The 25144-nt window shown below is 47.7% G+C and carries 17 protein-coding genes; 1 reads left to right on the plus strand and 16 read right to left on the minus strand.

Annotated features, from left to right (window positions below; genetic code table 11):
• Positions 1 to 23: 23 nt before the first annotated feature.
• The 9 genes from MKY92_RS28060 to MKY92_RS28100 form a co-directional block, all read right to left on the minus strand.
• The gene (locus tag MKY92_RS28060) at positions 24 to 893 is read right to left on the minus strand and encodes a carbohydrate ABC transporter permease (protein ID WP_036667808.1); all 870 of its coding nucleotides are present in this window, start codon (positions 891 to 893) and stop codon (positions 24 to 26) included.
• A gap of 15 nt (positions 894 to 908) precedes the next feature.
• On the minus strand, positions 909 to 1874 hold the full coding sequence (locus tag MKY92_RS28065) for an ABC transporter permease subunit (RefSeq protein ID WP_124116591.1): 966 nt from the start codon (positions 1872 to 1874) through the stop codon (positions 909 to 911).
• 424 nt (positions 1875 to 2298) lie between these two features.
• Entirely contained in the window at positions 2299 to 3846 is a 1548-nt protein-coding gene (locus tag MKY92_RS28070) for a response regulator (RefSeq protein WP_339298379.1), read from the minus strand.
• A 270-nt stretch (positions 3847 to 4116) separates the two neighbouring features.
• A complete protein-coding gene (locus tag MKY92_RS28075) occupies positions 4117 to 5031 on the minus strand; it encodes a class I SAM-dependent methyltransferase (protein ID WP_339298380.1) in 915 nt (304 codons plus the stop codon).
• A 205-nt stretch (positions 5032 to 5236) separates the two neighbouring features.
• Positions 5237 to 6460 (minus strand): MFS transporter, encoded by a 1224-nt coding sequence (locus tag MKY92_RS28080; RefSeq protein ID WP_339301933.1) that lies wholly within the window; start codon positions 6458 to 6460, stop codon positions 5237 to 5239.
• A 192-nt stretch (positions 6461 to 6652) separates the two neighbouring features.
• Complete coding sequence (locus tag MKY92_RS28085) at positions 6653 to 8716, minus strand: molybdopterin oxidoreductase family protein (protein ID WP_339298381.1); 2064 nt, start codon at positions 8714 to 8716, stop codon at positions 6653 to 6655.
• 445 nt (positions 8717 to 9161) lie between these two features.
• On the minus strand, positions 9162 to 10013 hold the full coding sequence (locus MKY92_RS28090) for a formate/nitrite transporter family protein (RefSeq protein ID WP_339298382.1): 852 nt from the start codon (positions 10011 to 10013) through the stop codon (positions 9162 to 9164).
• A 289-nt stretch (positions 10014 to 10302) separates the two neighbouring features.
• Positions 10303 to 11664, minus strand: a complete 1362-nt coding sequence (locus MKY92_RS28095) for an FAD-dependent oxidoreductase (protein WP_339298383.1) — start codon at positions 11662 to 11664, stop codon at positions 10303 to 10305.
• Between the two features lie 369 nt (positions 11665 to 12033).
• The gene (locus tag MKY92_RS28100; RefSeq protein WP_339298384.1) at positions 12034 to 13155 is read right to left on the minus strand and encodes an NADH-dependent flavin oxidoreductase; all 1122 of its coding nucleotides are present in this window, start codon (positions 13153 to 13155) and stop codon (positions 12034 to 12036) included.
• A gap of 169 nt (positions 13156 to 13324) precedes the next feature.
• Between MKY92_RS28100 and MKY92_RS28105 the strand changes: the two genes are divergently transcribed.
• Positions 13325 to 13747 carry a MerR family transcriptional regulator gene (locus MKY92_RS28105; protein WP_339298385.1) on the plus strand — a complete coding sequence of 141 codons (423 nt, stop codon included), beginning with the start codon at positions 13325 to 13327 and terminating at the stop codon, positions 13745 to 13747.
• 112 nt (positions 13748 to 13859) lie between these two features.
• Here the strand turns inward: MKY92_RS28105 and MKY92_RS28110 are convergent, their stop codons facing one another.
• The 7 genes from MKY92_RS28110 to MKY92_RS28140 form a co-directional block, all read right to left on the minus strand.
• Positions 13860 to 14339 (minus strand): glutathione peroxidase, encoded by a 480-nt coding sequence (locus MKY92_RS28110; RefSeq protein WP_062836886.1) that lies wholly within the window; start codon positions 14337 to 14339, stop codon positions 13860 to 13862.
• A gap of 222 nt (positions 14340 to 14561) precedes the next feature.
• A complete protein-coding gene (locus MKY92_RS28115) occupies positions 14562 to 15446 on the minus strand; it encodes an ABC transporter ATP-binding protein (RefSeq protein ID WP_091012819.1) in 885 nt (294 codons plus the stop codon).
• Between the two features lie 655 nt (positions 15447 to 16101).
• Positions 16102 to 19323: a hypothetical protein gene (locus tag MKY92_RS28120; RefSeq protein WP_339298386.1), complete on the minus strand. Its 3222-nt coding sequence runs from the start codon at positions 19321 to 19323 to the stop codon at positions 16102 to 16104.
• A complete protein-coding gene (locus MKY92_RS28125; protein WP_024632789.1) occupies positions 19320 to 20579 on the minus strand; it encodes a hypothetical protein in 1260 nt (419 codons plus the stop codon). The genes MKY92_RS28120 and MKY92_RS28125 overlap by 4 nt, the downstream gene beginning before the upstream one ends.
• Positions 20580 to 20669: 90 nt before the next feature.
• The gene (locus MKY92_RS28130; RefSeq protein ID WP_076209731.1) at positions 20670 to 21317 is read right to left on the minus strand and encodes a beta-mannanase; all 648 of its coding nucleotides are present in this window, start codon (positions 21315 to 21317) and stop codon (positions 20670 to 20672) included.
• Positions 21318 to 21336: 19 nt separating this feature from the next.
• Positions 21337 to 22620 carry a vWA domain-containing protein gene (locus MKY92_RS28135; RefSeq protein ID WP_339298387.1) on the minus strand — a complete coding sequence of 428 codons (1284 nt, stop codon included), beginning with the start codon at positions 22618 to 22620 and terminating at the stop codon, positions 21337 to 21339.
• Positions 22621 to 22704: 84 nt separating this feature from the next.
• Positions 22705 to 25140, minus strand: coding sequence for a transcription initiation factor TFIID (locus MKY92_RS28140; protein ID WP_339298388.1), 2436 nt, complete (start codon positions 25138 to 25140; stop codon positions 22705 to 22707).
• Positions 25141 to 25144 lie beyond the last annotated feature (4 nt).

Here is a 25144-nt window from a genome sequence, read left to right on the forward strand (position 1 = left end):
TTCGCCTCCATAGGATACATTTTTTATTGTTTCACAGCACCGATTAGAGCGCCCTGAACAAAATAACGTTGGATGAACGGATATACCAGCATAATCGGCAGGGTAGAGATAATAATGGTTGCATATTTGATGTTCTCCCCAATGGCAAAGCCGGTATCAGCGCCCGCACCCATGGCCTCCGTACTGCTGCTGATCAGAATATCACGCATAATAATCTGGATCGGATACAACTCCTGACTGCGCAGGTAGAGCATCGGTCCAACATAATCATTCCAATGGTCAACCGCATAATACAGCATCATGACGGCCAGAATCGGTTTCGACAAGGGCAGCACAATCCGGAACAAAATCAGAAAGTCATTGGCACCATCAAGCTTCGCCGATTCAATCAGACTGATCGGAATGCCCTCAAAGTTTGTTTTCATAATGAGGAAATAGAATGTGCTGATGGCACCCGGAATAATAAGCGCAAAACGGGTATCCACCATCCCCAGATTTTGAATCAGCAGAAAAGTTGGGATCATGCCCCCGCCGAAAAACATCGTGAACGTAATCAACTTCATCAACGTTTTTCTGCCCATCAGATCACCGCGTGACAGCCCATATGCAGCCAGTGAAGTCATGAGCAGATTGATGGCGGTACCCACCACAACATAGAACAAGGTGTTCATGTAGCCCGTATAGATGCGAGTATCCTGAAATACCGACTTGTATGCTCCCAACTGAAAACCTTCAGGAATGAGCATCAGTGAACGGGAACGCAGCATCTGGTCCGGGTCGCTGATTGAAGAATTGAACACGTACAGCATCGGGTACAAGCATAAAACCATGATCACCAAGAGCAGCAGTGTATTAAATACATCAAAAAGTCGTTCCCCTATAGACTGTTTCATCGCTTCACCTTCCGATTACCATAGACTGGTTGAGTTAAGCTTTCTGCTGATCGCATTTGCGATAATGAGCAGCGCGAAATTAATGACGCCGTTAAATAGTCCGATGGCGGTTGAATACGTATAGTTCCCCTCCAAAATACCGGATCGATACACAAAGGTGGATATGACATCCGATGTCTCATAGGTTGGTGCCGTTTGCATCAGCAATATTTTCTGAAAATCCGCGTTCATGACCGCCCCCATACGCAGAATTAACATGATCACAATCGTTGGCATAATGCCCGGCAGTGTAATATGTAACAGCTGTCTCCAGCGGCCTGCGCCGTCAATTTTGGAAGCTTCATACAACTGAGGATCAATACCACTTAGTGCTGCCAAAAAGATAATCGAGGCCCAGCCTGCTCCCTGCCATATGTTGGACAGGATGTACATCGGACGGAACATATCTTTTTCCGCCAGAAACATAATTGGCTGCAGATCAAAAAAGTCACGAATGACGTTAAATAACCCACCGTCCAGAGATGAGAACGTTTTCAACATTCCAACCACGACGACAACCGAAATAAAATGCGGCATATAACTGATGGTCTGTACTGCGCCTCTGAACCACTTTTTCCGGACTTCGTTCAGCAACAGTGCTAGTAGAATCGGAGCCGGGAAACCAAACACAATACTGTAAAAACTCAAAATCAGTGTGTTCTTAATCAGCCGCCAGAAATAATAACTTTCAAAAAACATGGTGAAGTTGTCAAATCCAACCCATTCGCCTGCCAAGATTCCTTTGATCGGGTTGTAGGATTCCTGAAATGCCATCAGTAGCCCGTACATTGGCCCATAGCTGAAAATCAGATAGTAGGCTACCACAGGAACGAGCATCAGATAAACGTATCTGTTGCGGACAAGTTCCTTTTTCACCAAACTCCATTTGCCAGCTGGCTTCAAACGCCCAGGTTCAATCCCCCGGCTTCGATTCAGCTCCATCCACTCAACCTCCACTCTCGATGTTCATTCACTAACATGACACTTCTAATGATAGAATCGAGCGACTTTTCTTCCCATGCTCATTTCCGATAAATGGATGTTCAAAACCGAGTTCCGTCCGACAAAAAAAGACCCTGCTGCCGATGAATGGCGTACAGGGCCCGATCACAGATTAGATGTAGAGGTTGCTATCTATATAAATCGAGCTAAAGAATATTTACACTTGCCACTCCGATGACAGAACAACCCTCTGACCGCTGTTATCCCCAGATTTTTATGATTCCCTTTTTCTAAAGGGAAAATCCGGGGATAGCATATGCTTCCGATGTAGCTTTCTTTTAGAAAGCTTTTAGGCGAACGCTCCGCTTCTTCGTGTTATTTCTGTCCTCTCCGTTTTCGTGTAAATGTTTAGTTCAATGCTGTCTTAAGGTACTTTTTTATACTCGGATGGGGAGAAGCCCGTGTATTTCTTGAACATTTTGCTGAAATACGGCCAGTTGGCACCAAAGCCTGTCTGCTCGGCAAGCGAGGATACGGTGTAGTTCCCGTCCTGCTCGAGAAGCTCCAATGCTTTACGGATGCGGTAGCTCAACACATAGTTCGTAAATTTCTCACCGGTTTCTTTTTTGAACATTTTGCCGATGTAGTCTGGATTCATGTATATTTCCCCAGCGATGGACTGGAGTGTCAGTGTCTCGTCCCTGTAGCGCTTCTCTACCAGCTGTTTCACACTACCTACCATCTGCGATTGTCTGGAGCGATGTTGTTCATAGCGGCGCAGGGTGATTTCCTTGCCGACAGCAAGCAGAAACTGTTGAAAAGAATGCAGGGTGCTGGATTCAATCATGCCTGGCAACTGGTCCATATACCTTTTCATCTCGGCAGAGCCGCTGAGTCGAATCATCTCCATAAACATCTGAATAAGATAGGACTTTGTTTGGGATATATCGTATCGCAAGCTGGCAAGCATCTGAAACATCCGGTTCAGCTCTGTTCCAACTTCCTGCCAGTGTCCCGCCTTGATTGCAGTAACCATCCGCTCCGGATCGTATTCGAATTCAGGAAGACTGTGCTCCCCGGGAGAGTAAATATCCCGCTCCATAATAAGACTGCCCTCACCGAGGTAAAAGCGGTAATTGAGATAGACCAGCGTCTGCATGTACAAATGGCGTGCCTGCGATAGATCTCCTGGCTCGCTCAGCGCAATCGTGAGATCATCATGATAATATCGGGTAAATGTGGCGCGAATCTCATCGATATTATGGAACAACTGCGTTTCAGACAACTTGTCCTCCATAATTAGTAGCACATGCCCCCCAACCGTGGCACTTAAGATTGGGTTGTGGAAAATATCTTCGGCAATGTTCTTGACCGCGAACAAGTGCAAATACTCATGATCCCCCTCAATCTCTACCAGCAGCAACCGCACACGCTGATCCTGAAACTGTACATCGAATAATTCCTCGAAATACTTCCATTCCTTGACCCCGTATGTTCTGTTCGTGACCAGCTCTTTCAGAAAATATTCCTTGGCATGTGGCAGTACACGCTCTAGATTATATTGGATCGACTGCACAAAACGCTCCTGATCGGTTAACTCTCGCTTCTCACTCACCAATTCACTAATAGCCTGTACAAGATGCTCTTCACTGCAGGGCTTGAGCAAGTAGTGCTTCACCCCATACTGCATGGCGGTCTTCGCATATTCAAACTCCGTAAAACCCGTGAGCATGATAAACGAGATATGCTGATACTTCTCTGCCACAGCTTCAACCAGCTGCAACCCATCCATTCCCGGCATACGGATGTCCGAGATGATGATATCTGGGCGTTGCCGCTCAATTGAAGCAAGCGCTTCCAATCCATCTTGAGCAATGCCGATCAGTTCTGTTCCTAATCGGGACCAGTTCACCACACTGGAGATCCCGTCCGAGATCATAAATTCATCATCAACCAGCAAAACCTTATACATCGTATGCATCCTCCTGTCTTTAACCAGTTCCAATCTATTATATGGGCATTATGCACAAATAGAGAGGAGGACGTTGATTGACATGGAATTGCACCCTAACAAGTCTGATTTCTGAACATTTGTATCACGTGTGAAGTTATTGGCTACCGGATCATGGTTTATGCTGGCCCTTTGTTCAAACCAAACAACCTTCACCCTGCCACAGGGTGAAGGTTTGCCGCTGCTATGCAAATGCGGGCTATATAGGTGACCATACATGCCCGGATCGATTTATTTTTTTACTGCGTGAATGAAATGTATCGTTTCAAATGCCCTTAGATGATCGATTCGATCCTGGAAAAACTGTTCCTGAATCGCCTCGGGAGTCAGATGCTCATAAATAAGCAGCCCTGCTTCATCAAGCAAGGCCTCCATCTCCACATATGCGTAGCCGGATTGCATCGGCTCACCACCCATTGCAGCCAATTTAACCATATTTTCAACCCGATTAAACATTCCTTTTTCCTCAAAAAGGTGCTCATCTGCATAATCCAGAACTATAGAGCTTCCGATAGGCAGGTTTGCAAACACATGACGAATCACGTTAAACAGATCATTTTTGGGCAAATAATACGAAACACCCAAGAGGCTAGCCAACGTCTTCCGTTTCTTCAACCCTTCAAGAGTCAAGCTGTCATCCGAAAGCTCACGCGTAAAATCCATGGGTACAAAGTGAAGATTGTCCGGAATAGTCAGCTTGGCCTGATTCAGCCGCTCCTTCTTGAAGTGCTGTGTAGCCGGATAATCCACTTCAATGATATCCAGCGTGTCCTCCAATTCCGGATGCCTCAAAGCAAACGTATCCATCCCGGCGCCAAGAATGACTACCTGCTTCAATCCCAACGCAACTTCATGCAAAAGTACATGCTCACAGTAAGCGGCCCGAGCCAAAGTTATTGGAGATAACTGTACCTGGGTAATCCATTTTAGAACCTTTTCCGGGTCGTCCTTGAGCTCGTGAGCCATATCCGGGTTGAAAAAATGAATGCCTCTAACCATGTTATTACTGATATCTGAAAACTCTTGAGGAGAGATTAGCAATCTCGCCATAAAATCATCGAAAATGAGGGGTGTGTCATGTTGGCTGTGATAGGCTCGGCCAAAGGTCGAAATCAATGATGTGATACTGGATTCATTTTGCTTCATACTTATTCCTCCCGTACAAACAAAAATAAGATTCCCCTGGCCAGGAGAATCTTATTATATACGGAATATTTTTATATGTAAATTATAGCATAAATATATTTTTTTGTCAACCATAATTTACGGATGAGCAGACAGATTACAGTGGATTTACCGTCCACTTCAACTCGTTCTTCCTTCCGCATCCTATCCAACACGATGAGATCTGTTAGGCGTCCACCCCATACTCCTTCACTTCACGATTACGGTTCAACACCGCGTGCAGTACAAAACCAAGTACCGCAATCGCTGCTGTGCCTGTTGCCAACCAAGCTACAGGGATAAGTCCTTGCTTGTCATACATGACCCCCATCGCATAAGGCCCGATAACCCGTCCAACTGCACCGATCCCACCCGATATCCCGATGTAAAAAGGTGCTGCCCTGCCTGCATGCTCCGATATGAAGGCAGGCGTCGCAGGGGAGATCAGCATCTCTCCAAACGTGGCAAGTACCATTGCAAGCACCATGCCCGGATAGCTGTACATGGTAATCATGACAATGTAGGCCATGCCATAGAATACCGCACTCGCCGTCATCTGGGCAGTGGAGGTACGGGCCATGGTCCGTTTCACCCAGCTGGTAAAAGGTTGGCCCACAAAGATCAGCACCCCGTTCAGGGTCCAGAGCAGACCGTACATTCTTTTTTCCATCCCCTCAGAAATGATATACGGGGACACGCCTGTATTCCAGATGGAATTGCCGAATAACAGGAACAGCACGCCCAAGCTCATAAACAGATATAATCGGGTATTGCCCAGCAGTGCCCAGACGCCCGGCCCATCGGGAACGGTTTTGCGTTTCGTCAGATGTACTTCCCCCTGATCCGGTTCGACACGCGACAGATAATACCAGAAAAAAATCGCAAATCCGGCTGAGGTTACCCCGTTCAACACAAAGCTGAGGTGATAGGAAAAGTCAGCCAGAAAACCACTCAGCGCCGTTCCAATCGCCACCCCGATATTGTTCGCTACATAGATGATATTGAATAATTCACCGCGTCGCTCCGCAAACCGGAAGCCAATAAAGGCTTGAATCGCTGGCAGCGACAATGAACTGAACAGGCCAATCCAGCCCATCGCACATATAAATATAACCCAATACGAGCTAATCCAGGGCAGTGCAAACAAACCTAACGCATTCAGCGCCAGTGATCCAATGATCAGTTTCTTTACGCCTACCCGGTGATATAATGAACCGCCGAGCAATTGTCCAAAGATGCCACCCAGGGACTGAATGAGGATTACAAAACCCGCGTTAGCCATCGTCCGTCCTAGCTCATCAAACACATACATGGTGGTCAGCGGCCACATCAGTGCACTACCGGTTGCGTTAACCAGACTTGCCAGCAAAAATATTCTCACTTCTTTTGGATAGTTATCCAGCCATCTCATCATCGTTAATTCATTCTCCTTAGTACCTCTGCACAAACAAATAGCCATAAAAAATAAACCTTTGCCCTGACGGCATAACCATAACCAGCCAGAGCGAAGGCCTTTGGAAGTGTTACATCTATTGCACTTTAATCCTGCTCAAATTCTAGCCTTTGTTCATCTTACCTCAAAAAAATCATGCTGCAAGCACACTCATTGACGCTTCACTTCAACAGTGGCCGAGAAGAAGGTGGCCCCGTTCCCCATGTCCGACAAGCGATTGGAAGTGAGTGAATTCGCTCGCTGCTTCTTGCCTTCACCATCCCACCATAAGCCTTGACTGATGACGGTTCCTGGCAACATGGCCTCACTCACCTTGGCGGTAAGTTCGATGCGCCCACGATCATTCCATACGACCACTGCATCTCCATCCTCCACGTTTCTACGGATGGCGTCCTCAGGGTGTATCTGCAATAGAGGCATCTTTTCCAAACGCTGATGTTTGGCTGAATTGCCAAAGGTGGAGTTCAGGAAATTATGGTTTGGCGGCGACAGGAACATCAATGGATACGTATCGGCAGGTCCAGCCGGATTCTCCCCATCATATCCTTCAACCAGAGCGCTATAGGTAGGGAGCGGCGGAAGCCCTCTCTGTTCCATCGTCTCCGAATACAATTCGATTTTGCCTGAAGGTGTGGGCAGTTGATCCAGAAATGCAGCATGTGGCGTCATATCCAGCTTCACGAATCGATGTTCCTTCAATCCCTCCAACGTGACTCCATTCATATAGGGGTTGTCCGTCCCCTGAAGTGCGTCCTCAATCATCTGTTCTGGCGTTTCTCCGAAGATTGCAGGATCGTACCCCATAGCCAGCCCAAGCAGTGAGAACAGTTCCACATTGCTCTTGCTCTCCCCAATCGGTGCAATTACCTGCTCTTGCAGATGAACGTACTGATGCCAATAAGAGGTGTACAGGTCCGTCGCTTCAAATGAAGATGTGGCTGGCAATACGATATCTGCATATTTTGCCGTATCCGTGATGAACAGATCATGCACAACCGTGAATAAATCTTCCCGTGCAAAACCTCGCTCCACCCGCTCGGTATCCGGTGCCACCACCAGTGGATTGCTGCAGTAAACCATCATTGCCCGGATTGGCTGCTCTGCTTCCAGCAACGCTTCACCAATCCGGTTCATGTTCACCACTCGCGGCTCCGGATTCTGCCGCAGCTCCGGACGTTCGAGCGCGTCGCTATTCGTGCTCGCGTAGCTGTTGGTGCGAATGGCACCGCCGCCTTGCTTCAGCCATTGCCCTGTAATAGCAGGCAGACATGCAACGCTACGCACGTTCATCCCCCCATTATCATGGTGCTGAAGGCCGTTGCCGATGTGAATATGGGCTGCCTGTGCGTTGCCGTATAGTTCGGCCAACTCCACAATCGTCTCCTCCGGCACGCCAGTAATGCGTGCAACACGTTCAGGGGTGTAACTGCGGACATGATCACGTAGTGCCTCATGACCTATCGTATACTTTTGCATAAACGCTTCATCTGTCAGTCCCCGTTCGAACAGCACATGCATCAATCCCAGTGCCAGTGCGCTGTCCGTGCCCGGATACAGAGGAATAAACCAGTCGCCCCATTGGGCCGTGCGATTGCGATGAACGTCGATTACGACGATCTTGGCGCCTTTCTTACGGGCTTTCTCCGCCAAAACGACCTGGTGCATATTCGTACTGACGATATTGCCGCCCCATACCAGGATGAGATCCGCGTGCTCCGTATCTTCCGGCACCGTTCCCCGATTGGCGCCCATCGTATATTTCCAGCCGGTATTTCCAGCGGAGTTACAGATCGTCTGCTCCAGTACACTCGCACCAAGCGCATTGAAGAAACGGCGATCCATACCGTCTACGCCGAGAATGCCCATGTTACCGTAAAAGCTGTAGGGCAGGATGCTCTCCGGGCCGTAGGTTTCGGACAAAGCAGTGAATTTGGTCGTAATCTCGCGAATCGCTTCATCCCAACTGATTCGTTCGAACTTGCCTTCACCTTTGGCTCCTACACGTTTCATCGGATATTGTAGACGTTCGGGATGGTACACCCGCTCGGTCATATTTCTAACTTTATTACAGATGGCACCCTTGGTGATTGGATGATCCGGATTGCCTGCCACCTTCACAATTTTGCCGTTCTCTTTATGTAATAACAGACCACAAGTGTCCGGACAGTCGAGCGGGCACACAGCCGCAAATACACCATTCTCCTGATCGATCATCGTAAGGCTCCCCTCTATAAAAGCTATCCCTATATCATATCTTCTTCGAGGTTATCGCGTAAAGAGAACAGTATGTTTTTGCTTCATATTCGCCGCTATAGCGGCTTTGAATTATTTTCAAAAAAATGTTTTTGAGTTTGATTCAACTTCAGAATTCAGGGGTAAATTAAAAATAAGGCATTAGGCTAGTGTTTCCCCACTTCCTCCTCATGCCATATCATGGACCACTCCCGAAATTCGCCATGAACAGGTTTCGTTCCCCCGAACCTTGTCATGGCGAATTTATTTTGCGTTAAACTCCAACAAAGACCTCATACAAAAAAACGATCCGGCCCTGCTCCATCACAGCATATTCGCCATGAACCGAGCAAAGTCAGAATCGTCTTCACTTCTATGTGTATATGATGTGCGTGTATCGAGTCATGCACTGTAGTGCTATATTCCGCTACGCCTGCTTGCTCCACATCACTCTAGCCTCCGTCTCCACAGGTTCGATCGACGTTGCTACCTCTGGTCTCACTTTCAGCTCAGCTTGGCGCAGGTACACCACCCAGTAGGCTGCAGCTACAAACAGAGCACCACCAGTCAGATTGCCGAGCCACACTGGAATGAAATTCATCACATACTGGCCCCACGAATAATGCCCTTCGAAGATTGCCGCCGGGATGAGGAACATATTGGCCACAACGTGCTGGAATCCAATAGCTACAAATGCCATCGTTGGAAACCAAATGCCCAGTACCTTGCCACTCATCGTATCGGATGCATAAGATAGCCATACGGCCAACGCGACCAGCCAGTTACAGCCGATGCCAGAGATGAAAGCTTGCAGGAAGCCGTCATGCAGCTTATGCCCAGCCATATCCACCACTTTCGCCAGATATACACCCTCTCCGGTCAGACCCAGCACATGTCCAAACGCGTACGCGACAAACAAAGCTCCAACAAAATTACCAATCGTCACTAAGGATAGATTTTTCAACATGCTACCCACGGATAATTTTCGTGCAATCGTCGCGAGTGGAACAGCCATCATATTTCCCGTCAGCAACTCGCCACCACCAATGAGCACCATAATCAATCCAACCGGGAACACCGCTGCTCCAATCAGATTGACCAAACTTCCCCACTCTGCTGGCGCAGAAGCAATTACCCGAATATCCAGTAGAAAACCCAGTGCGATAAAAGCCCCTGCCAGAAAACTGAGCACCAGTACAGAAGAGACCGGATATTGAGCCTTCTTCATTCCTGTTTGCGCCGTATATTGTGCAACCTCAAGAGGTGTTTTTGCTGCCATATCAATCATCCTCTCCTTCATTGTCATCGTGGAATAAAACCATCTGAAATTCATTAGTTATGCGTTGAATACCATATCTCAATTGTATCTTGGTACTGCGTGAAACTTTGTGCAAATTATCACAATGTTGTTTAAAAAGATACTTTAAGACCGTCTTGGAATAGTTAAGTCAGCAAGCGTATAGTAAGGCCTTTTGTAGCTAAAAAATCACAAAAAGACTGACGATATACTCGCCAGTCTTCTTTTTCCTATATAACATGATCTCCGTTCAACCATCTATTCTGCTTCCTTACACCATTGCTGGTGCTTTTACTTCTATTGGAGGCAGTGCTTGCAGACCCGCCGTGTTCAGGAAGTTCCACGGTTTGTTGTAATGTGGCTGGAAGAAGAAGTCGATGAAGGCCAGCTCATCTACGGTCATGTTGTTTTGGATGCAGACCGAGATCGTATTAATCGATTGAGTCAGATCAACCTGTGACATCACCTGTGCTCCGACAATTCGACGAGTAGCCTGCTCATATACCACTTTGAGTAACAGTTTCTCAGCCGTAGGCATGAACTCCGGACGGTAGCTGTCTTCCAGTATCACAGATTCCACGATCAGACCTTCGTCAGCAGCAGACGTTTCCGTCATCCCGGTACCTGCGATATTTTGCTCGTAAATTTTGATACCCGATGTTCCTTGTGTACCCATATACGGTGTCGTTGGGCGAACCAGGTTGCGGGCTACCAGTGTACCCATCCGCACAGCGTTAGTCGCCAGTGGAATGTAAGATGCTTTACCTGTTGGGTTGTAATGAATAGCACAGCTGTCACCCGCAGCGAAGACGTCTTTTTGACTCGTTTGCATATATTTATCCACGATGATCGCTCCGTTCGGCAGCATATCCACTTGGCCTTTGAGCAGCTCTGTATTTGGACGGAAGCCGATGCACAGAATAACCAGATCGGTTTCAAACTCCCCTTTGGACGTGATCACCTTGGTCACTTTGCCATTTTCTCCAGTAAACTTCTGTACCGTTTGACCAAGAGCTAGCTTGATGCCGCGTCCAGTCAACGTATCTTCGATCGCATCCGTGAATTCAGGGTCCAGGTATTTGTTCAAAATACGGTCCACACTGTCGATTAGGGTAACTTCCTTGCCATTCATTTGGAAAGCTTCCACCAGCTCTACGCCGATATATCCTGCACCTACAACAGTAACACGTTTAGCATCTTTGGCTTTTTCAATAATCGTGTTGGAGTGATTATAGTTTTTGCAAAGTAAAATGTTATCCATCTCGATGCCTTCAAGCTTCGGAACGACAGGCCATGAACCCGTTGTCACGATCAGTTTGTCAAACGTATCTTCAAATTCTTCCCCGGTTTGCAGGTTTTTAGCCTGAAGGGTATGACCCTCGGCATCTACTGCTGTTACTTCATGAAGCATCTTGGTCTCAACACCAAGCTCTGCCAGTTGATTAGGCGAAGAATAGAACAAGCCATCAGGGTCTTTCACAACCCCACCTACGTAGAGCGCAATGCCACAAGATAGGAAGGAGATATTGTCATTGCGCTCATACACGGTGATGGTAGCATCCGGGTACAATTTGGCGGTATTTACGATGGCTGCGGTCCCTGCGTGTGTACATCCGATAACTGCGATTTTCATTAAAAGTTCCTCCTCGAAATATATAAATGAGTTTGAATATAACGTTATTGTGATTGTGAAATATTTCACTTCTTAATCGATACTGTGTATGTGATTTATTTCACTTTATACACTCATTATAATGTGATCTTTTTCACATTGCAATAGGTTGAGGAAAAAAAGTTTGTCACACTCCAATTTCTCACATCAATTAACTATTTCTTTAATCTCATTGTCCCCGGTTTAGCCTTAATTTATGCTCAACTTCTATTACATGCAAACTGCTTATTGAAAAATCAACCGTCGAACGAAACCCTTTAGAATTTGCAAAGAACCCAAATCTCATCAGAGATTGGGCTCTTCATTATTAAGTAGCCATAAGGATTACATTTATTTAACAATATTAAACCAGTCAGGCGCGGCTTGAATTACATTCGAAAGTTTCTCTGGGATACGAAGCTGATCAAGTTTTGAAATATGCAATTCTGAATTCACCTCGGCTTCTCGTCCATCTAAGACCTTTTCGACCCAAAGAGGATCCATAATTAATGCATGTCCAATAGCGACTAGCGGTAAACCTGATTCTATAGCTTTAGCAGCATCATCGGGTGTCATTATAGAACCTGCAGCCATCACAGGCACCTTACCGTTTGATCTTTCAAGTATTAATTCAAGCCGTGTTCTTCCATTTGGATTATCTACTGGCTTAGAAGACACATTATCTAATGAAGCATGTATATAATCTAAATTCTGTTTAACAAGGACATCAATGAGTTCATAGGTATCTTTCATACGCAATCCGTCCAATTTGGAGGACTCTTCAGGAGAAATCCGGTATCCTAGCATGAATGGTTTTACAGCATGTTTTTGAATGACATCTTGTACTTCTTCAATAATGGCCAATGGAAAACGTAAGCGATTCTCAAGCGATCCACCCCATTGATCCGTACGGTGATTTGTCGACGGCGACCAAAAATTCTGAATTAAAAATCCATGAGCCCCATGAATCTCAACACCATCAAATCCGGCCTCAATCGCTCGTCTTGTTGTGTCTCCAAAAGCACGTATAATTGATAAAATCTCCTCGTGAGATAACTCCCTTGTTTCTGGCGTTGAACCTAAAACAGTAATTTCAGGCTCCAATGCACTCGCACTAACTGCATCTAATTCTGGTAGGGCTTTATTTCCAGCGTGGAAAATTTGCAGGATGGCAGGAGAGCCACCACTTTTTGCTGCATCGGCCAACTTTCGTAAACTTGGAGAAAATTCATCATTGTACCCCGCAAATTCGTTCGTAAAACCTTGCCCATTAGGTGTTACATGAGTACATCCTGTAATGACAAGTCCTACCCCGTTCACTCTTTGTTTGTAATACTCCACTTCTTCATCCGAAATGGTTAGGTCGTCATTGCTTGACCAAGTTGTCATAGGTGCCATAACGATTCTATTCTTAATTGTTATTCCACTTTTAAATGTGAAGGATTCAACTAATCCACTGTATCTTTGATTCATCCAATTACCCTCGCTCTCATATTATCTTTTCTACTACAGTATAATTAGTTACCTTAACGTCAAGTAAAGAAATTATTATCATGTGATCATATATGATATTTTTTGTTGTTTAATTTTATTTATGATATATTTTAGTTACAGTAACTGTAACTAAAAGGGGTTAATTAAAATGGTATATTCAATGACATATGTAGTTGAGAATTTAAATGTATCTGCAAAAACACTTCGATTTTATGAAGAACAAGGGATTTTACCAAATATCTCTCGTGATGAAAAAGGTCGAAGAGTGTATAACAAACAACAATTAGAATGGATCTCTTTTATTCGTTGTCTCAAAGAGACAGGCATGCCCCTGTCGCAAATAAAGGCATATAAAGAACTTTATGAATTAGGAAACACAACATTTTTAACAAGAGAAGAAATGTTGATTCAGCATAAATTGGAGGTACAGAAGAAAATTGACGAAAGCTTCAAACACTTAGAAGAAATAAACTATAAATTAGCAATGTATGAACTTCAAAAAGATGAGGTAATGAAAAATCCCAACCATAACTTTAAATGTCATGGTCTAGAGACAACAATAAAGAATTAAACGCAATCATGGAGCCAACTCCTACCTGTGATGAGAATAAAGCCACGTATACAAATTCATCAAAGAAGCCTATCCTCGCTAATGCAAGGATAGGCTTCTCAACATTCATGTATTAACCGAGTAATTTTTCGATGTCTGCAATCATTGTCTCCGGTGATTCCTTTGGTTCAACACGACCTACCACTTCACCTTCACGGTTAACAAGGAACTTGGTGAAGTTCCATTGGATGTCGCTTGTTTCACCTACGCCAGGTTGTTGCTCCTTCAGGTATTGGAACAGGGGATGGGTTTCCTCACCATTCACATCTACCTTGGCAAACACCGGGAAATTCACGCCATAGTTAATCTGGCAAAATGATTCCGCTTCCTCACTTGTACCTGGCTCCTGCCCTCCAAACTGGTTACAAGGGAAACCCAGTACAACCAAGCCTTGATCGCGATAACGATCATAGAGCTTTTGCAATTCACCGTATTGCGGGGTCAGCCCACACTTGCTGGCTGTATTGGCAATGACCAATACCTTACCTTGATACAGATCCAGTGAGACTTCTTGGTTAGCGGTGGTTACCGCCTGATATGAATATACGGACATGACTGATTCCTCCCATGACATATGTTGGTTTGGGCTGTTGCGAGCACGTTGGCATAACCAATGAACCCACAGCCTGTCCTATTATTATAGACCTGATCCGATGCGATTACCAAATCTCGGATCTCCCCATATTCCATTGCTCCCATGAATGCAAAAGAGCCGCGTGCAATAGCGCACAGCGGCTTCATTCTATAATGTATGGACCACATATGGCCCATTTCGTTAACTTCCTGTCGCTTGAACACGTGGTTCTGTCCGTCCTCCAGCATGAACCATCGCACTGTTCATGACCATCTGCTCTGGCGTCTTCGATTGCTGACGTTCGCCTGCAAGAGCGTAAGGCAAGCAGAGCGGTACACCGGAGCGTGGATCAATCACGATATCTGCTTCAATGTTAAATACTTCACGAAGTACATCCGAATTCATAACTTCCACAGGTGAACCATGAGCGATGGCTTTACCTTTTTTGATACCAATCATGTGATGTGCGTAGCGGGAAGCATGATTCAAGTCATGCACAACCATAACAATGGTACGGTTGGCTGTGGCATTCAGTTGCTCCAGTAATTGCAATACTTCGAGCTGGTGAGCCATATCCAGGAACGTAGTCGGCTCGTCCAGGAAAAGGATATCTGTTTCTTGTGCAAGTGCCATAGCAATCCAGGCACGTTGACGCTGTCCACCGGACAGTTGATCAATCGGACGATCATGGAATTCAGTCATGGCTGTCACTTCGATAGCCCACTCAATCATACGTTTATCTTCCGCACGCATGGAACCAAATCCTTTTTGATAAGGAAAGCGACCATACGATACCAGTTCAGTAACGGTAAGACCTTCAGGGGCTGTTGGATTCTGTGGCAAAATCGCAAGTTGCTTGGCAACTTCACGCGTGGACTGTTTATGGATGGACTTCCCGTCGAGCAATACATTACCTGCTTTTGGAGCCATAATACGTGCCATCGTTTTCAGGATGGTTGACTTCCCTGAACCATTGGCTCCAACAAGTGCTGTAATTTTTCCTTGGGGAATCTGAATGTTCAGATCCTCTACAATTAGTCTTTCCTCATAAGCGATATCCAGCTTGGTCGTCTCCAGACGAAACATGCGATCATCCCTCTCTCATTTATCCCGGTTATGTAATCCGGCTATGGCAACAAAAACGAAATTGAAATTCTGTGTATTTCCGACGCAAATATCTTCTACACTAAAGATACTGATAATCATTATCATTTGTCAACATAAAAAACCAAATTTTCTTCTCTTTTTGTGCTTTATTTGGTCTTTCTATAGCAGGAATCCCCCTCTTTTCTCAAGTACACATGAGATCTTTTCTCATTCATTCCGCGCACTTTATCACTTCTGACTGTCTTTCAAACTCTTGAATCGCAAATTTTGTGTCCGAATTGTGAATGTGGCCCCTCCGATGACAGAACAACCTTCTGATCGCTGTTATCCCCAGATTTTTTGATCCTTTTGTAAAGGGTAAATCCGGGGATAGCATATGCTTCCGATGTAGCTTTCCTTTAGAAAGCTTTTAGGCGAACGCTTCACTTCTTCAGGTTATTTCTGTCCTCTCCGTTTTTGTGTAAATGTTAGTTCAATCTATCCAGCCGCCATATCAAACAAAAAAAGATGACCTTGAAATTCAAGTTCAAGGTCATCTCACATACGCCTATTTAATAAGTATGAAGTCAGCATTTTTCATTAATGGATCAAAACACACTTAATGAATCTATGCAATACGCTCAATTAATATGCTTTACAGCTTAGGCTGTGGCATCAATTGGATCACCGTCATACTGCCCTGCGTACTCTTCACACTGACAATGCTCTCGGCATCCATATTCGCTGGAAGATCAATCTGCAATCCATACGGATAGAGACGATCTACCTCTCCAATAGACATCTGTGCAGGAGTGTTCGCATCCGCATCCTGTTCATTAGATACAGATGTGTCAGGCGATGTGGAACCAGTAACTTGATCTGCATCCGTACCTTGATCCGTGTCTCCACTCGCAGCATTAGACGATGCATTCGTCCCTGTATCCGTTGTTGTATCGGTAGCAGGATCTGAAGTGGAATCACCAGATGTTGAAGGATCGGCCTGTTGATCGCCATCCTCCGTCTGCTCTGAGTTCCCCGCGTTTCCCGCTGACGACCCATCCGTACTCCCTTCGGAAGTACTTCCTGAACTACTATCGGAAGGAACTTGCTTATCTGGCTCCACATTCCGATTAAAACTCTCCCACTTACCTGTAGTATCCAACTCCTGAGTGCTATCATCCTTCATCGTCAATTGAAGTTTGCCTTGCTCAAACTCAGTGCTTCCCGTATCATTCCTGAAACGGATCACCAGTTGAGCAGGTAATTCCGTACCCTCCTGGTCACTCGCAGGAATCATATAAGCAATCTGCTCCGCGAGCTGCACCTCAGGTTCAGCCGGTATGACAGGCTCCTGGGGAGATGGAGGGGATGCCGCTGGCGGCTCTACAGAATCTTTCATCCATGCATATGTACCGCCAGCAATACCAAGAACCAGGATCAAGAGGATTAATCCGAACAGATTTTTCCTTTTACCCGTTAGCATCCGCACCAGTGGAGAGGACAATTCCGTCTTCGCACGATCATAGACCGGCTTCATTGTCTTGCTGGCTCTTACGTAATACGGTTTGAAAGCTGACTTCGACTTGAAAGCTTCACGGTCATGGGCTTTGAAATACGCCACGATGGCATCCGCATATCCTTTATGCGCATTGGAACCCCGGACAAACATTCGATGATCTCCTGACCATTCGAAGAATGGATACAGCCCTTCAGCACGACTCGCATTGGTGCGGATGAATTCAATCAGGCCAGGATAATCCAACCGATTGCTGCCGCTTCCTCCCCGGTAAAAAGCCATCGGCAAAGCTTCATATGCCGCGATCCCCGGATGAGTCTGCAGCTCTCCGGCAAGCCAGCGACGCGTCCAGCGTTGAAGTTCATTGCGCTCTGCCAGGGAAAGTGCCTCCAATGCCTCTTCTTCATTCCCCTCGCCACTAAGCCACGCTCTCGCAGCCAGCATCATGTTCGTTCGAGCAGATACATCAGAGCCCTGACGTGCCGCCCAATCCCGAACCTCATTACCATGCTGCAAAATATCAATGCTTAACAGCTGTTCACGGTTAACCCGTTCCAGATCCAGATCCTGAATCATAAACAGGTTAATGACATAAGCCAGCTTGTCTGCAAGGCGGGTTAACTCCTCCTGATATGCCGGATCTTGACTGGCAGACGGAGATCCCCCTTTTCGATTAGGGCGGACTGTAGCTTCAGATTGACCAATTCGTGCCGTAATGCCTGTATCATAGGTGACATCAGCGGATACCCGATCCAGTATGCTAACACGCTGGAGGGCTTCATTCGCAGATTGTACCGGATTAGGCGCAGAACATAACCGTTCACGCAGCTCATTGGCTGTCCGCTCCTGCAAGAAGCTGTAGTGGATCGCAGATGGATGGGACGTAACCCATCTTCGGATCACTTCCACAACGTTCGCTGCCGATTCCGTGCGTTTCAGCTGATTGTCCAGATAAGGCTCGAACAACAGCTTGGTAAGCGATTCATTAGCCAGCACTTTATCAAAGAAAGCTCGATTCAGCTGCGGATCCCGATCCAGCACAGCATACAATTCCTGCACAGCACGCATACGCTTCTGGGCGCGGGCATTATTCACACCGTAGATGAAATAGTCCACAATCCGGGATTGCACCACAGGCGCGGCAACACTGAAATATTCTCCAATGCGAGCTGCGACGTCTTCTTCGGGTACGTTCTCACGCTTCACGCTGTCCAGTTCCCTGCTGAGCAAGGTCAGGAACAGCTCGTTCAGACGGGAACGTTGCTGCGATCCACCTTCCGGCTTCAAATAGGTCAGTAAGCCACTCAGGACATGACTTTTGTTATCCAGATACAGGTCTTCCATGCCTTGTTCAAGACCATAGAACACCGCAAGTTCTCCATATGCTTCAAAGGAAAGTTCCCGCCCAGGTTCCATGCCGGACAACATTTCATCCGCAAACGTATAGAACGCATCCGCGGCACCAGGTTCCTGCAATAAGGCCCAGGCGAATTCCGCATAAGGTAACTTCGCCACAGATGCATCCGCATGTGTCACTCTGCCGGATACCAGATCAAAGGTGAAATCCTTCTCCGTATTCCGGTCTTTCGGACGCAACGTTCCTCGCTCTACAAACTGGACGTGAATGCCCTTCTTGGCCTGTGGCTCCTTGGCAAACGTCATGAATCCCAGCTGCCGCCGGAATGCGTAGGGTAAAGCCGTGTACAGCAAACGTAACAATTTTTTGGCCCCTGCGGTCACTTCCTCTGCGGGAAGGTCCAGCGCAATGTATACTTTTCTGCGTGTCGCTACAGACTGCATTACCGCATAGAGCAGGCGCTTGAACAGCACTTCGTTCATTTTCAAAGCGCTCAGCACTTGGGTTGGTGATCCTACGACAGCATCGGTCGCCCCACCCTGTCCGCTCCTAGGTGATATAGGCAATTCAGCAAGCGCCGGCAGAACTGTACCTTGTTCGATGTCATAGGACGTGGCGAACACGGCATCCAGCCAGCCGCCTTGTTTCATCTGCTCTTCCGAGCGTTCGGGAGACAAGACGTAATTATGTGCAAAAAAGGCACTGCGCAGCCCGGTGAAATCCGCAGACTGGTACACATTTTGCCCAAGGATCGTCTCTCCACTCTCCAGATGAAGCAGGTGAATGGAAGCTGGAAACTTCGTCTCGTCCTTCTCGCTACGGCCTGTTAGCTCCGCTGGAGCGTCATAGACACAGTAGGGGTGAAGCACTTTTTTGATAAAAGAAGGGTCCAGTCCCGGCGATGCCGCAACCGTATCAAACCCCTCTGTTGTGCGAAACACCCCGCGCCGCTCTCGGGTATACAACTGTTGTTCAATGGGCGGGGTTATGGAAGAACGCATCATCCCACTCTCCCCTCAATGTACTTCAGCTTGTACAGCAGCCACAGGAAGGGTTCATCCACGCGGATCGGGCTAACCACACCCTGCAATTTCATATCCACCGGATTACTGCCCAACGCAGATACTGCGAAATAGGCTGTATCCTTGAAGTACACATCCATCGTTCCCTTGAACGGACGATCCACCTTCTCGATAAAACGCCGGATCTCCCCGTCGATATTCTCGAACTCGGTTAAGTCAAACCAATCGCGGTGCACCATGTTGCGGAAGACATTACTGTTGGATTTGATATAATCGCCCTCTTCATCCTTGAGGGAATGCAGCATGTCGCTTTTCGTAAGCACAACGGCTGTTGGAATATTGGTCTTGGCTTTATCCTGATACGCGATAAAATCTCCGAACATCGTCAGTACCACGTCACGTGGCTCATCGTATCGTGGTGTCCACTCTCCCGGCTCATTGCCGAGGTTAATGCGGATTTTGTCCCGAATTGAACGAATCTGAAGCGGGTCCACCATAAACAGAATACCTGCCGAGTTCTTGATGTGCTGCCCGTGAAGTCCGAGATAATCCTGCTCCACCATACCTTCACCTGCAACGTCAAAGAAAACCAGTGTCAGCGGTGCTTTATCTTCATCCTTGAACACAAACTGAAAGATAAACGGCTCCTGCAACTTTTCCTTCTGTGTGGAATCCAGCAGATCCCCCCGTTCGAACAACGGTTCTTCATAATCCGCACGGAACCGGCGGCTGATCTCCGCATTCAATGGCATGCAAGCCGCGTCAAAATGATCGGCCGTATAATGCTGCAACGTATGAATTAATGAAGTCATGTAGACGGATTTACCTACCTGGGATGCACCAATGATGGATATGATGTTGCTCGGTGCTTTACCTGCCGTAACAGGTAGCTCGTTATGACACTGCGGACACAATCGGCGGCGCGTAACGACACCATACCGATCGTTCAGACCCATCACGATGTTATCTGAATAAATGCGATGTTCCTCCGGTACATCATGCGGAGCCAATACAGCCTCCATATCAAATACCGTGTCGAGTCCGAACCTTTCGCGATACCGATTCAACTTCGCATCTTCCCCGAGTGCGTAGTCCTCATCATCATCGCGGTGATGGGCGGCACGGAACACCACCTCTTCTGGTGAAAACTTGCTGAAACAATAAGGGCATACAATATCGTAAAACAGCGGACGTTCCTCCGGCTGTTGTCTCTTCAAAAACCGACTAAAAAAGCTCATAGCCACTCCCCTCCCCTGATCAGTCAGACTAAGGTGATTTACACTTGCACTACGATGACAGAGTAACCTTCCCATCGCTAGTCCAACTATCTAGTCTGATATAAGCCGATAGGCGGCTCCATATTTCGGTCCGTCCGTGAAGAATAATCGCACATAATCATCCTTGGCGACTTCAACGGGCGGCATCTCATTTCTTCCGGGAGCAAAATCACTCACAAAAGGATACACCGTACCATCTTCCTTATTCAGCGGAACCCCGCCCTGCTTGCGAACATAACAGAGGGCTTCCTTTGGAACAGGTACTTCCGCTGTGACGGTGATCAGTACACTTTTTCGCTTCTGAAAAAAACCGCTCTTGTAGCGAATGGAAAAGCGGATATCTGCCTTCCCTGCGCTTGCAATCACCATGTTGTCCTCGTCTCGTTGACGGATCAGCACAGGTCCCTCTTCCTCCATCTGACACACATACACGGTGTACTTGATGGCACCAAAACCTGTGATCCGATCCGTGTAACCATTGCTCGCCTTATATTCCTCTCTCGTGTACAGCTTCAGCTTGCCCTGTGCAGGCTCTTCCCCGGTACGATCATCGCTCATCATATCCAGCTCCAGCCGTTCCACATACACAGCTTCTACCCGTTCCGGCCAGAGCCAGCGAAGTGTACAACGTCCTTCGTCCACCGCAAGTGTCAGTTTTCGAATCAAGGGTGTCGAAGGGTCTGCATCCGTAAACCGCATTTCCATTGACCTCCCGACGTTAGAATCCTTTGCTGTGTGTATCTCTTGGTCTCTGACCAAACCCTTCGGCAGAAGAAGTTCCGCCGCCAGCTTCACGACGACCTCGGCTCTTCCGCGGCGTGTTCTCCTTAATCGGTACAATCCAGGAGAAGAGGGTCAATACGCCAGACAAAATGAGCATCGCACCAAGTCGTACGAATGTATCACCCACGTTCGAACCGTCGAGGCCCCATTCGAGCAGAAGCCCTGCCAGCAGACCCGACACCGCACCACCAATACCAAAGCTGAGCGCGAGATGACGGTTATCAAATACAAGTCCGAGTGACACACCCAGCGCCACGCCAATCAGTAACACTGCTGCTACACGGAATATCGCCAGATAAACGCTATGCTCCATCATGCCTGTACGCTCCGTTACCAGCGTCCGTTCATCAATCGTATCGTAGATCTGCTGGAATGCCAGGTTTAGACCACCGGAATCTGGTACATCATAGTACATGCCACCCGTTTGCTGAGCAATATTACGCAGCAAATCCGTACCCGAAGGGTCTACCAGACTAAGGCCGACTGTATTAATGGCAATCTGTTCGTTGTTATATTGGGACAAAATATCGGTCGTATCCGCTTCACTGAAGCCATCGGATAACAAGATGATCACGGTACCGCGTTTTGGGTCCTGTTTGGCCTGAATCTGTTCCATGCCTTCCCGCAGCACGGCATCAAAATTGGTGCCGCCCGAAGTTGTGACAATGCCATCGATTTTGCTATAAACCTCATTCTTGGCCGCTTCACTATCCAGCGCAATAAACGGCTGCAACAACTGCGGTTGATCATCAAACGTAATGACAGCTACCTGTTTGTCACTCTCCATTTGGCTGATTAGTGTCTTGGCGGCTTCAAAGCGTCCGTTATCCGGATCTGTATCATTCATGCTGCCCGAGTTGTCGATCATTAGTACGATGTCCTTCACTTGCTTCACACCGCCCGGATTGATCTGATACAACAATTGCAGGGCGAGTCCAGCAACAAACAACAGAGCCAGTGTCGCCGGAACAAGCAATTTCCACGACAGTCCCAGATACCGGAGCTTCCATGAAGCACCATTCAGCTTGGGTGAGATCATCTCTGCGATTAAACAGAACAATCCAACGCTTAGCGCCAGTACGCCAAAGTATAATCCCATCAGCAACAGACGCGGCATCTCCCCAAGCCATTGACGCAGCATGATTTCTCCTGCCGCAAAGCCCACTGCCCCGCCAATCAGGCTGAACAGGACCAGGAGAAGATTGATTTTTCGCTGCATGTCTACATGCATCCTTTCCATACCAGCCGTAACAGGCTGAGTTAATACAAGATTGTAGCAGGGTGTCATGACACCGTCGGCGTCTTAACGCATGGGCGACAACTTCTCCACCAGACCTGCGGGGTGAAGTTCATAGCCATTCTCCGTATAGGAGTCATAATATACCTTACCGTTCCGATACACCATGAGATCCTCCAGATGGAAACCGCCCATCAGATTCAGCTTCTCCACGCCACTGCTGCGTTCTTCGTACACCACACCTAGCTTGTAGATGCGTGACGTCTCTTCGGCATGTGCCGCGTAGTCCATGAAAGCACTATGATGGTCACCAAAGAAATACTTCTCTTCATACCGATGTTCCTGTGTATAATCGAATACCCGGACCCTAACGACGGCCTGATCCTCCAGCGTGTGGTACAACCTGCGGAACAGATCATCCCGGGTCAATACGTCTTTGTCTCCGTAGGCAATCGTCACATTGGCCCGCTGCAACAGCTCTTCTTCAAATGGCAATTGCAGCGGCTCGGCCGTAAGCAGCAACGAGTGACATACCTCCATCAACCGTTTCAGCAGACGATCATCGCCTTCTGTGGCAAGCCGGTTCATGTCTCCCATGTAACGGTCCTCAAACCATACGTCCCGTCCGCGTTTGGCTTCCAGGTCGATGATTAGCTCTTCCGTCACTTTGCCGTAGTACTCCATCACGTTCTGGCCGATGTATTCATCGGCAGCGGCGATACTTTGGGCAGCTGTCTCTCGCAGTGTGCGTTCCAGCGCTTCAAGTGCTGCTGTGATGTGGCGACTAAAACGGTGAAGTTCTTCCATCTCCGTATCGTAGATACGCAGCAGATGTAATTCATTTTCCAGTCGCAGTAATTCTACCTTCGGTACATACACTCGCTCCAGCATGCAGTCAATCAGATTGCGTACATTCTGTTTATCACGGAACAACGCTCGTTTGAACGACTGATCTTCCACGCGCTCTTGCTGACGTTGCTCCAGCAGAGCACGTGCGGATTCAAGCTGCATCGATTTATCCCGAATCAGTCCGAGCAGCGCTTCACGTACACTGCCAGGCTCACTGTCACTCCAGGCCGCCCACTGGAAGTAACCAACCTCTGGATGCTCCGCGCGAGATTGTTCGGCCTGACGGCCCAGAGAGCCGCCAGAGCTGCGTTCGCGCACACGCTCTTCAACAAGACGAACAACGTTATCGCGGAAGTACGCTTCGGCTCCTTGTCCAAACAACGCTCTCTCCGCTTCACGTAGGGAGAGCGGCTTCAGCTCAGAGAAACCAACGTTATGCGTCATGATGCCGCTCATGCCACTAACCAGATCTTCATCGGGCAGCAGACCTTCGACTTTGCGTTCCACCGAGGCCGCATCCAGTCCGAAGAAAGCGAGTTTGTCCTTGATGCTCCAATCCGGCTCCTGCCACATACGTGCGAGCAGATACCGATACAGGTGATATAACACCGTCAGCGCAATCGGTTTGTTGGGCCGCCTGATCTCGGCAAAACCCGCGCTTGCATAACCGTGCTGATCAGAGGTGGTACGAATATTGTTTTTAAAGGATGTATTGTTGTACGTGTTCGCTCCGGTGCTTGAAACAGTACCCGAGTGATCCGTATCCTGCTTCCGGTTCTTCAGCAGGCAGATTCGGCAGATGATCTCGGCATTCTCGATCCAACCACCGGGGACGCCAGTTCCACGCTCATTTTTGTCCGACAATATATAGACGAGATCGAATAAAGGAGACGCGGGATGTGTAACCGGAATGGAGATCCCATCCTCCGTCACCAGCAGATTACCGCTGAACGTGTAGTCCAAGGACTGCATATAATCCAGTTCCCTCAGAAAAGCGAGGCCTGCTGCGCTGGCATACCCGAAGGAATCCACCTGTTCCATCTCACTGACCAATACATGCAGATCCGTCTGCACGGACTTGAAGGCTTGGGACAAAATGGTCTCCGTCAGCTTGGTGAGCTCTGGCAACAATACATTCAGCGGATCATCCGCTCTGGTTACCACCGTAACGTAAATCCGATCAAATGACGAGTATAACCGTCCATATTCGGCAATCCGGTTACTTACCCAACGAAGCGTACGATTCAGATCGTAGAGCGCCTGATCCGATTCGTGGAAACTGCGATGTACATCCTTACGCCGTGTTTTGGACGATCGCTCCGTCTGCCCAGCGGACAGAGGCAAGCGGTGACGAGTCACCTGACCATCATCGGACGAGCCAACATTCCTCGTTTCAACCGGGTGCTCTTTCTGATCTTCTGTCCCAATCTGAACGTAGACTACACCGTCTCCGTTATCCCATTTCAGCCGATTGATCTCCTGCACAGCAGACACAGCAGGTGCAACCAGATCACCCACAAACAGGAACAGCGCCGGGTAATGGATACTGCTGCGTCCATCACCCAGGCTGCCTTGACGCTCCTGCTCTATTGCATACTGCTCTGCATATTTCTCCAGATCACGCTTCAGGGTATTGTTCGAATTGAACTCCATCCCG

The sequence above is a fragment of the Paenibacillus sp. FSL R5-0623 genome (assembly GCF_037974265.1).
Taxonomy (GTDB): domain Bacteria; phylum Bacillota; class Bacilli; order Paenibacillales; family Paenibacillaceae; genus Paenibacillus.

Bases quoted from the DNA above. Each gene is read 5' to 3' on its own strand.
- MKY92_RS28085 (WP_339298381.1), bottom strand. From the start codon at position 8,716: ATGATCGATCAGGAGAATGGTGTATTTGCGGCTGTGTGCCCGCTCGAC.
- MKY92_RS28060 (WP_036667808.1), bottom strand. From the start codon at position 893: ATGAAACAGTCTATAGGGGAACGACTTTTTGATGTATTTAATACACTG.
- MKY92_RS28070 (WP_339298379.1), bottom strand. From the start codon at position 3,846: ATGTATAAGGTTTTGCTGGTTGATGATGAATTTATGATCTCGGACGGG.
- MKY92_RS28100 (WP_339298384.1), bottom strand. From the start codon at position 13,155: ATGAATCAAAGATACAGTGGATTAGTTGAATCCTTCACATTTAAAAGT.
- MKY92_RS28125 (WP_024632789.1), bottom strand. From the start codon at position 20,579: ATGAGCTTTTTTAGTCGGTTTTTGAAGAGACAACAGCCGGAGGAACGT.
- MKY92_RS28135 (WP_339298387.1), bottom strand. From the start codon at position 22,620: ATGCAGCGAAAAATCAATCTTCTCCTGGTCCTGTTCAGCCTGATTGGC.
- MKY92_RS28090 (WP_339298382.1), bottom strand. From the start codon at position 10,013: ATGGCAGCAAAAACACCTCTTGAGGTTGCACAATATACGGCGCAAACA.
- MKY92_RS28095 (WP_339298383.1), bottom strand. From the start codon at position 11,664: ATGAAAATCGCAGTTATCGGATGTACACACGCAGGGACCGCAGCCATC.
- MKY92_RS28115 (WP_091012819.1), bottom strand. From the start codon at position 15,446: ATGTTTCGTCTGGAGACGACCAAGCTGGATATCGCTTATGAGGAAAGA.
- MKY92_RS28120 (WP_339298386.1), bottom strand. From the start codon at position 19,323: ATGATGCGTTCTTCCATAACCCCGCCCATTGAACAACAGTTGTATACC.
- MKY92_RS28130 (WP_076209731.1), bottom strand. From the start codon at position 21,317: ATGCGGTTTACGGATGCAGACCCTTCGACACCCTTGATTCGAAAACTG.
- MKY92_RS28105 (WP_339298385.1), top strand. From the start codon at position 13,325: ATGGTATATTCAATGACATATGTAGTTGAGAATTTAAATGTATCTGCA.
- MKY92_RS28140 (WP_339298388.1), bottom strand. From the start codon at position 25,140: ATGGAGTTCAATTCGAACAATACCCTGAAGCGTGATCTGGAGAAATAT.
- MKY92_RS28110 (WP_062836886.1), bottom strand. From the start codon at position 14,339: ATGTCCGTATATTCATATCAGGCGGTAACCACCGCTAACCAAGAAGTC.
- MKY92_RS28075 (WP_339298380.1), bottom strand. From the start codon at position 5,031: ATGAAGCAAAATGAATCCAGTATCACATCATTGATTTCGACCTTTGGC.
- MKY92_RS28065 (WP_124116591.1), bottom strand. From the start codon at position 1,874: ATGGAGCTGAATCGAAGCCGGGGGATTGAACCTGGGCGTTTGAAGCCA.
- MKY92_RS28080 (WP_339301933.1), bottom strand. From the start codon at position 6,460: ATGAGATGGCTGGATAACTATCCAAAAGAAGTGAGAATATTTTTGCTG.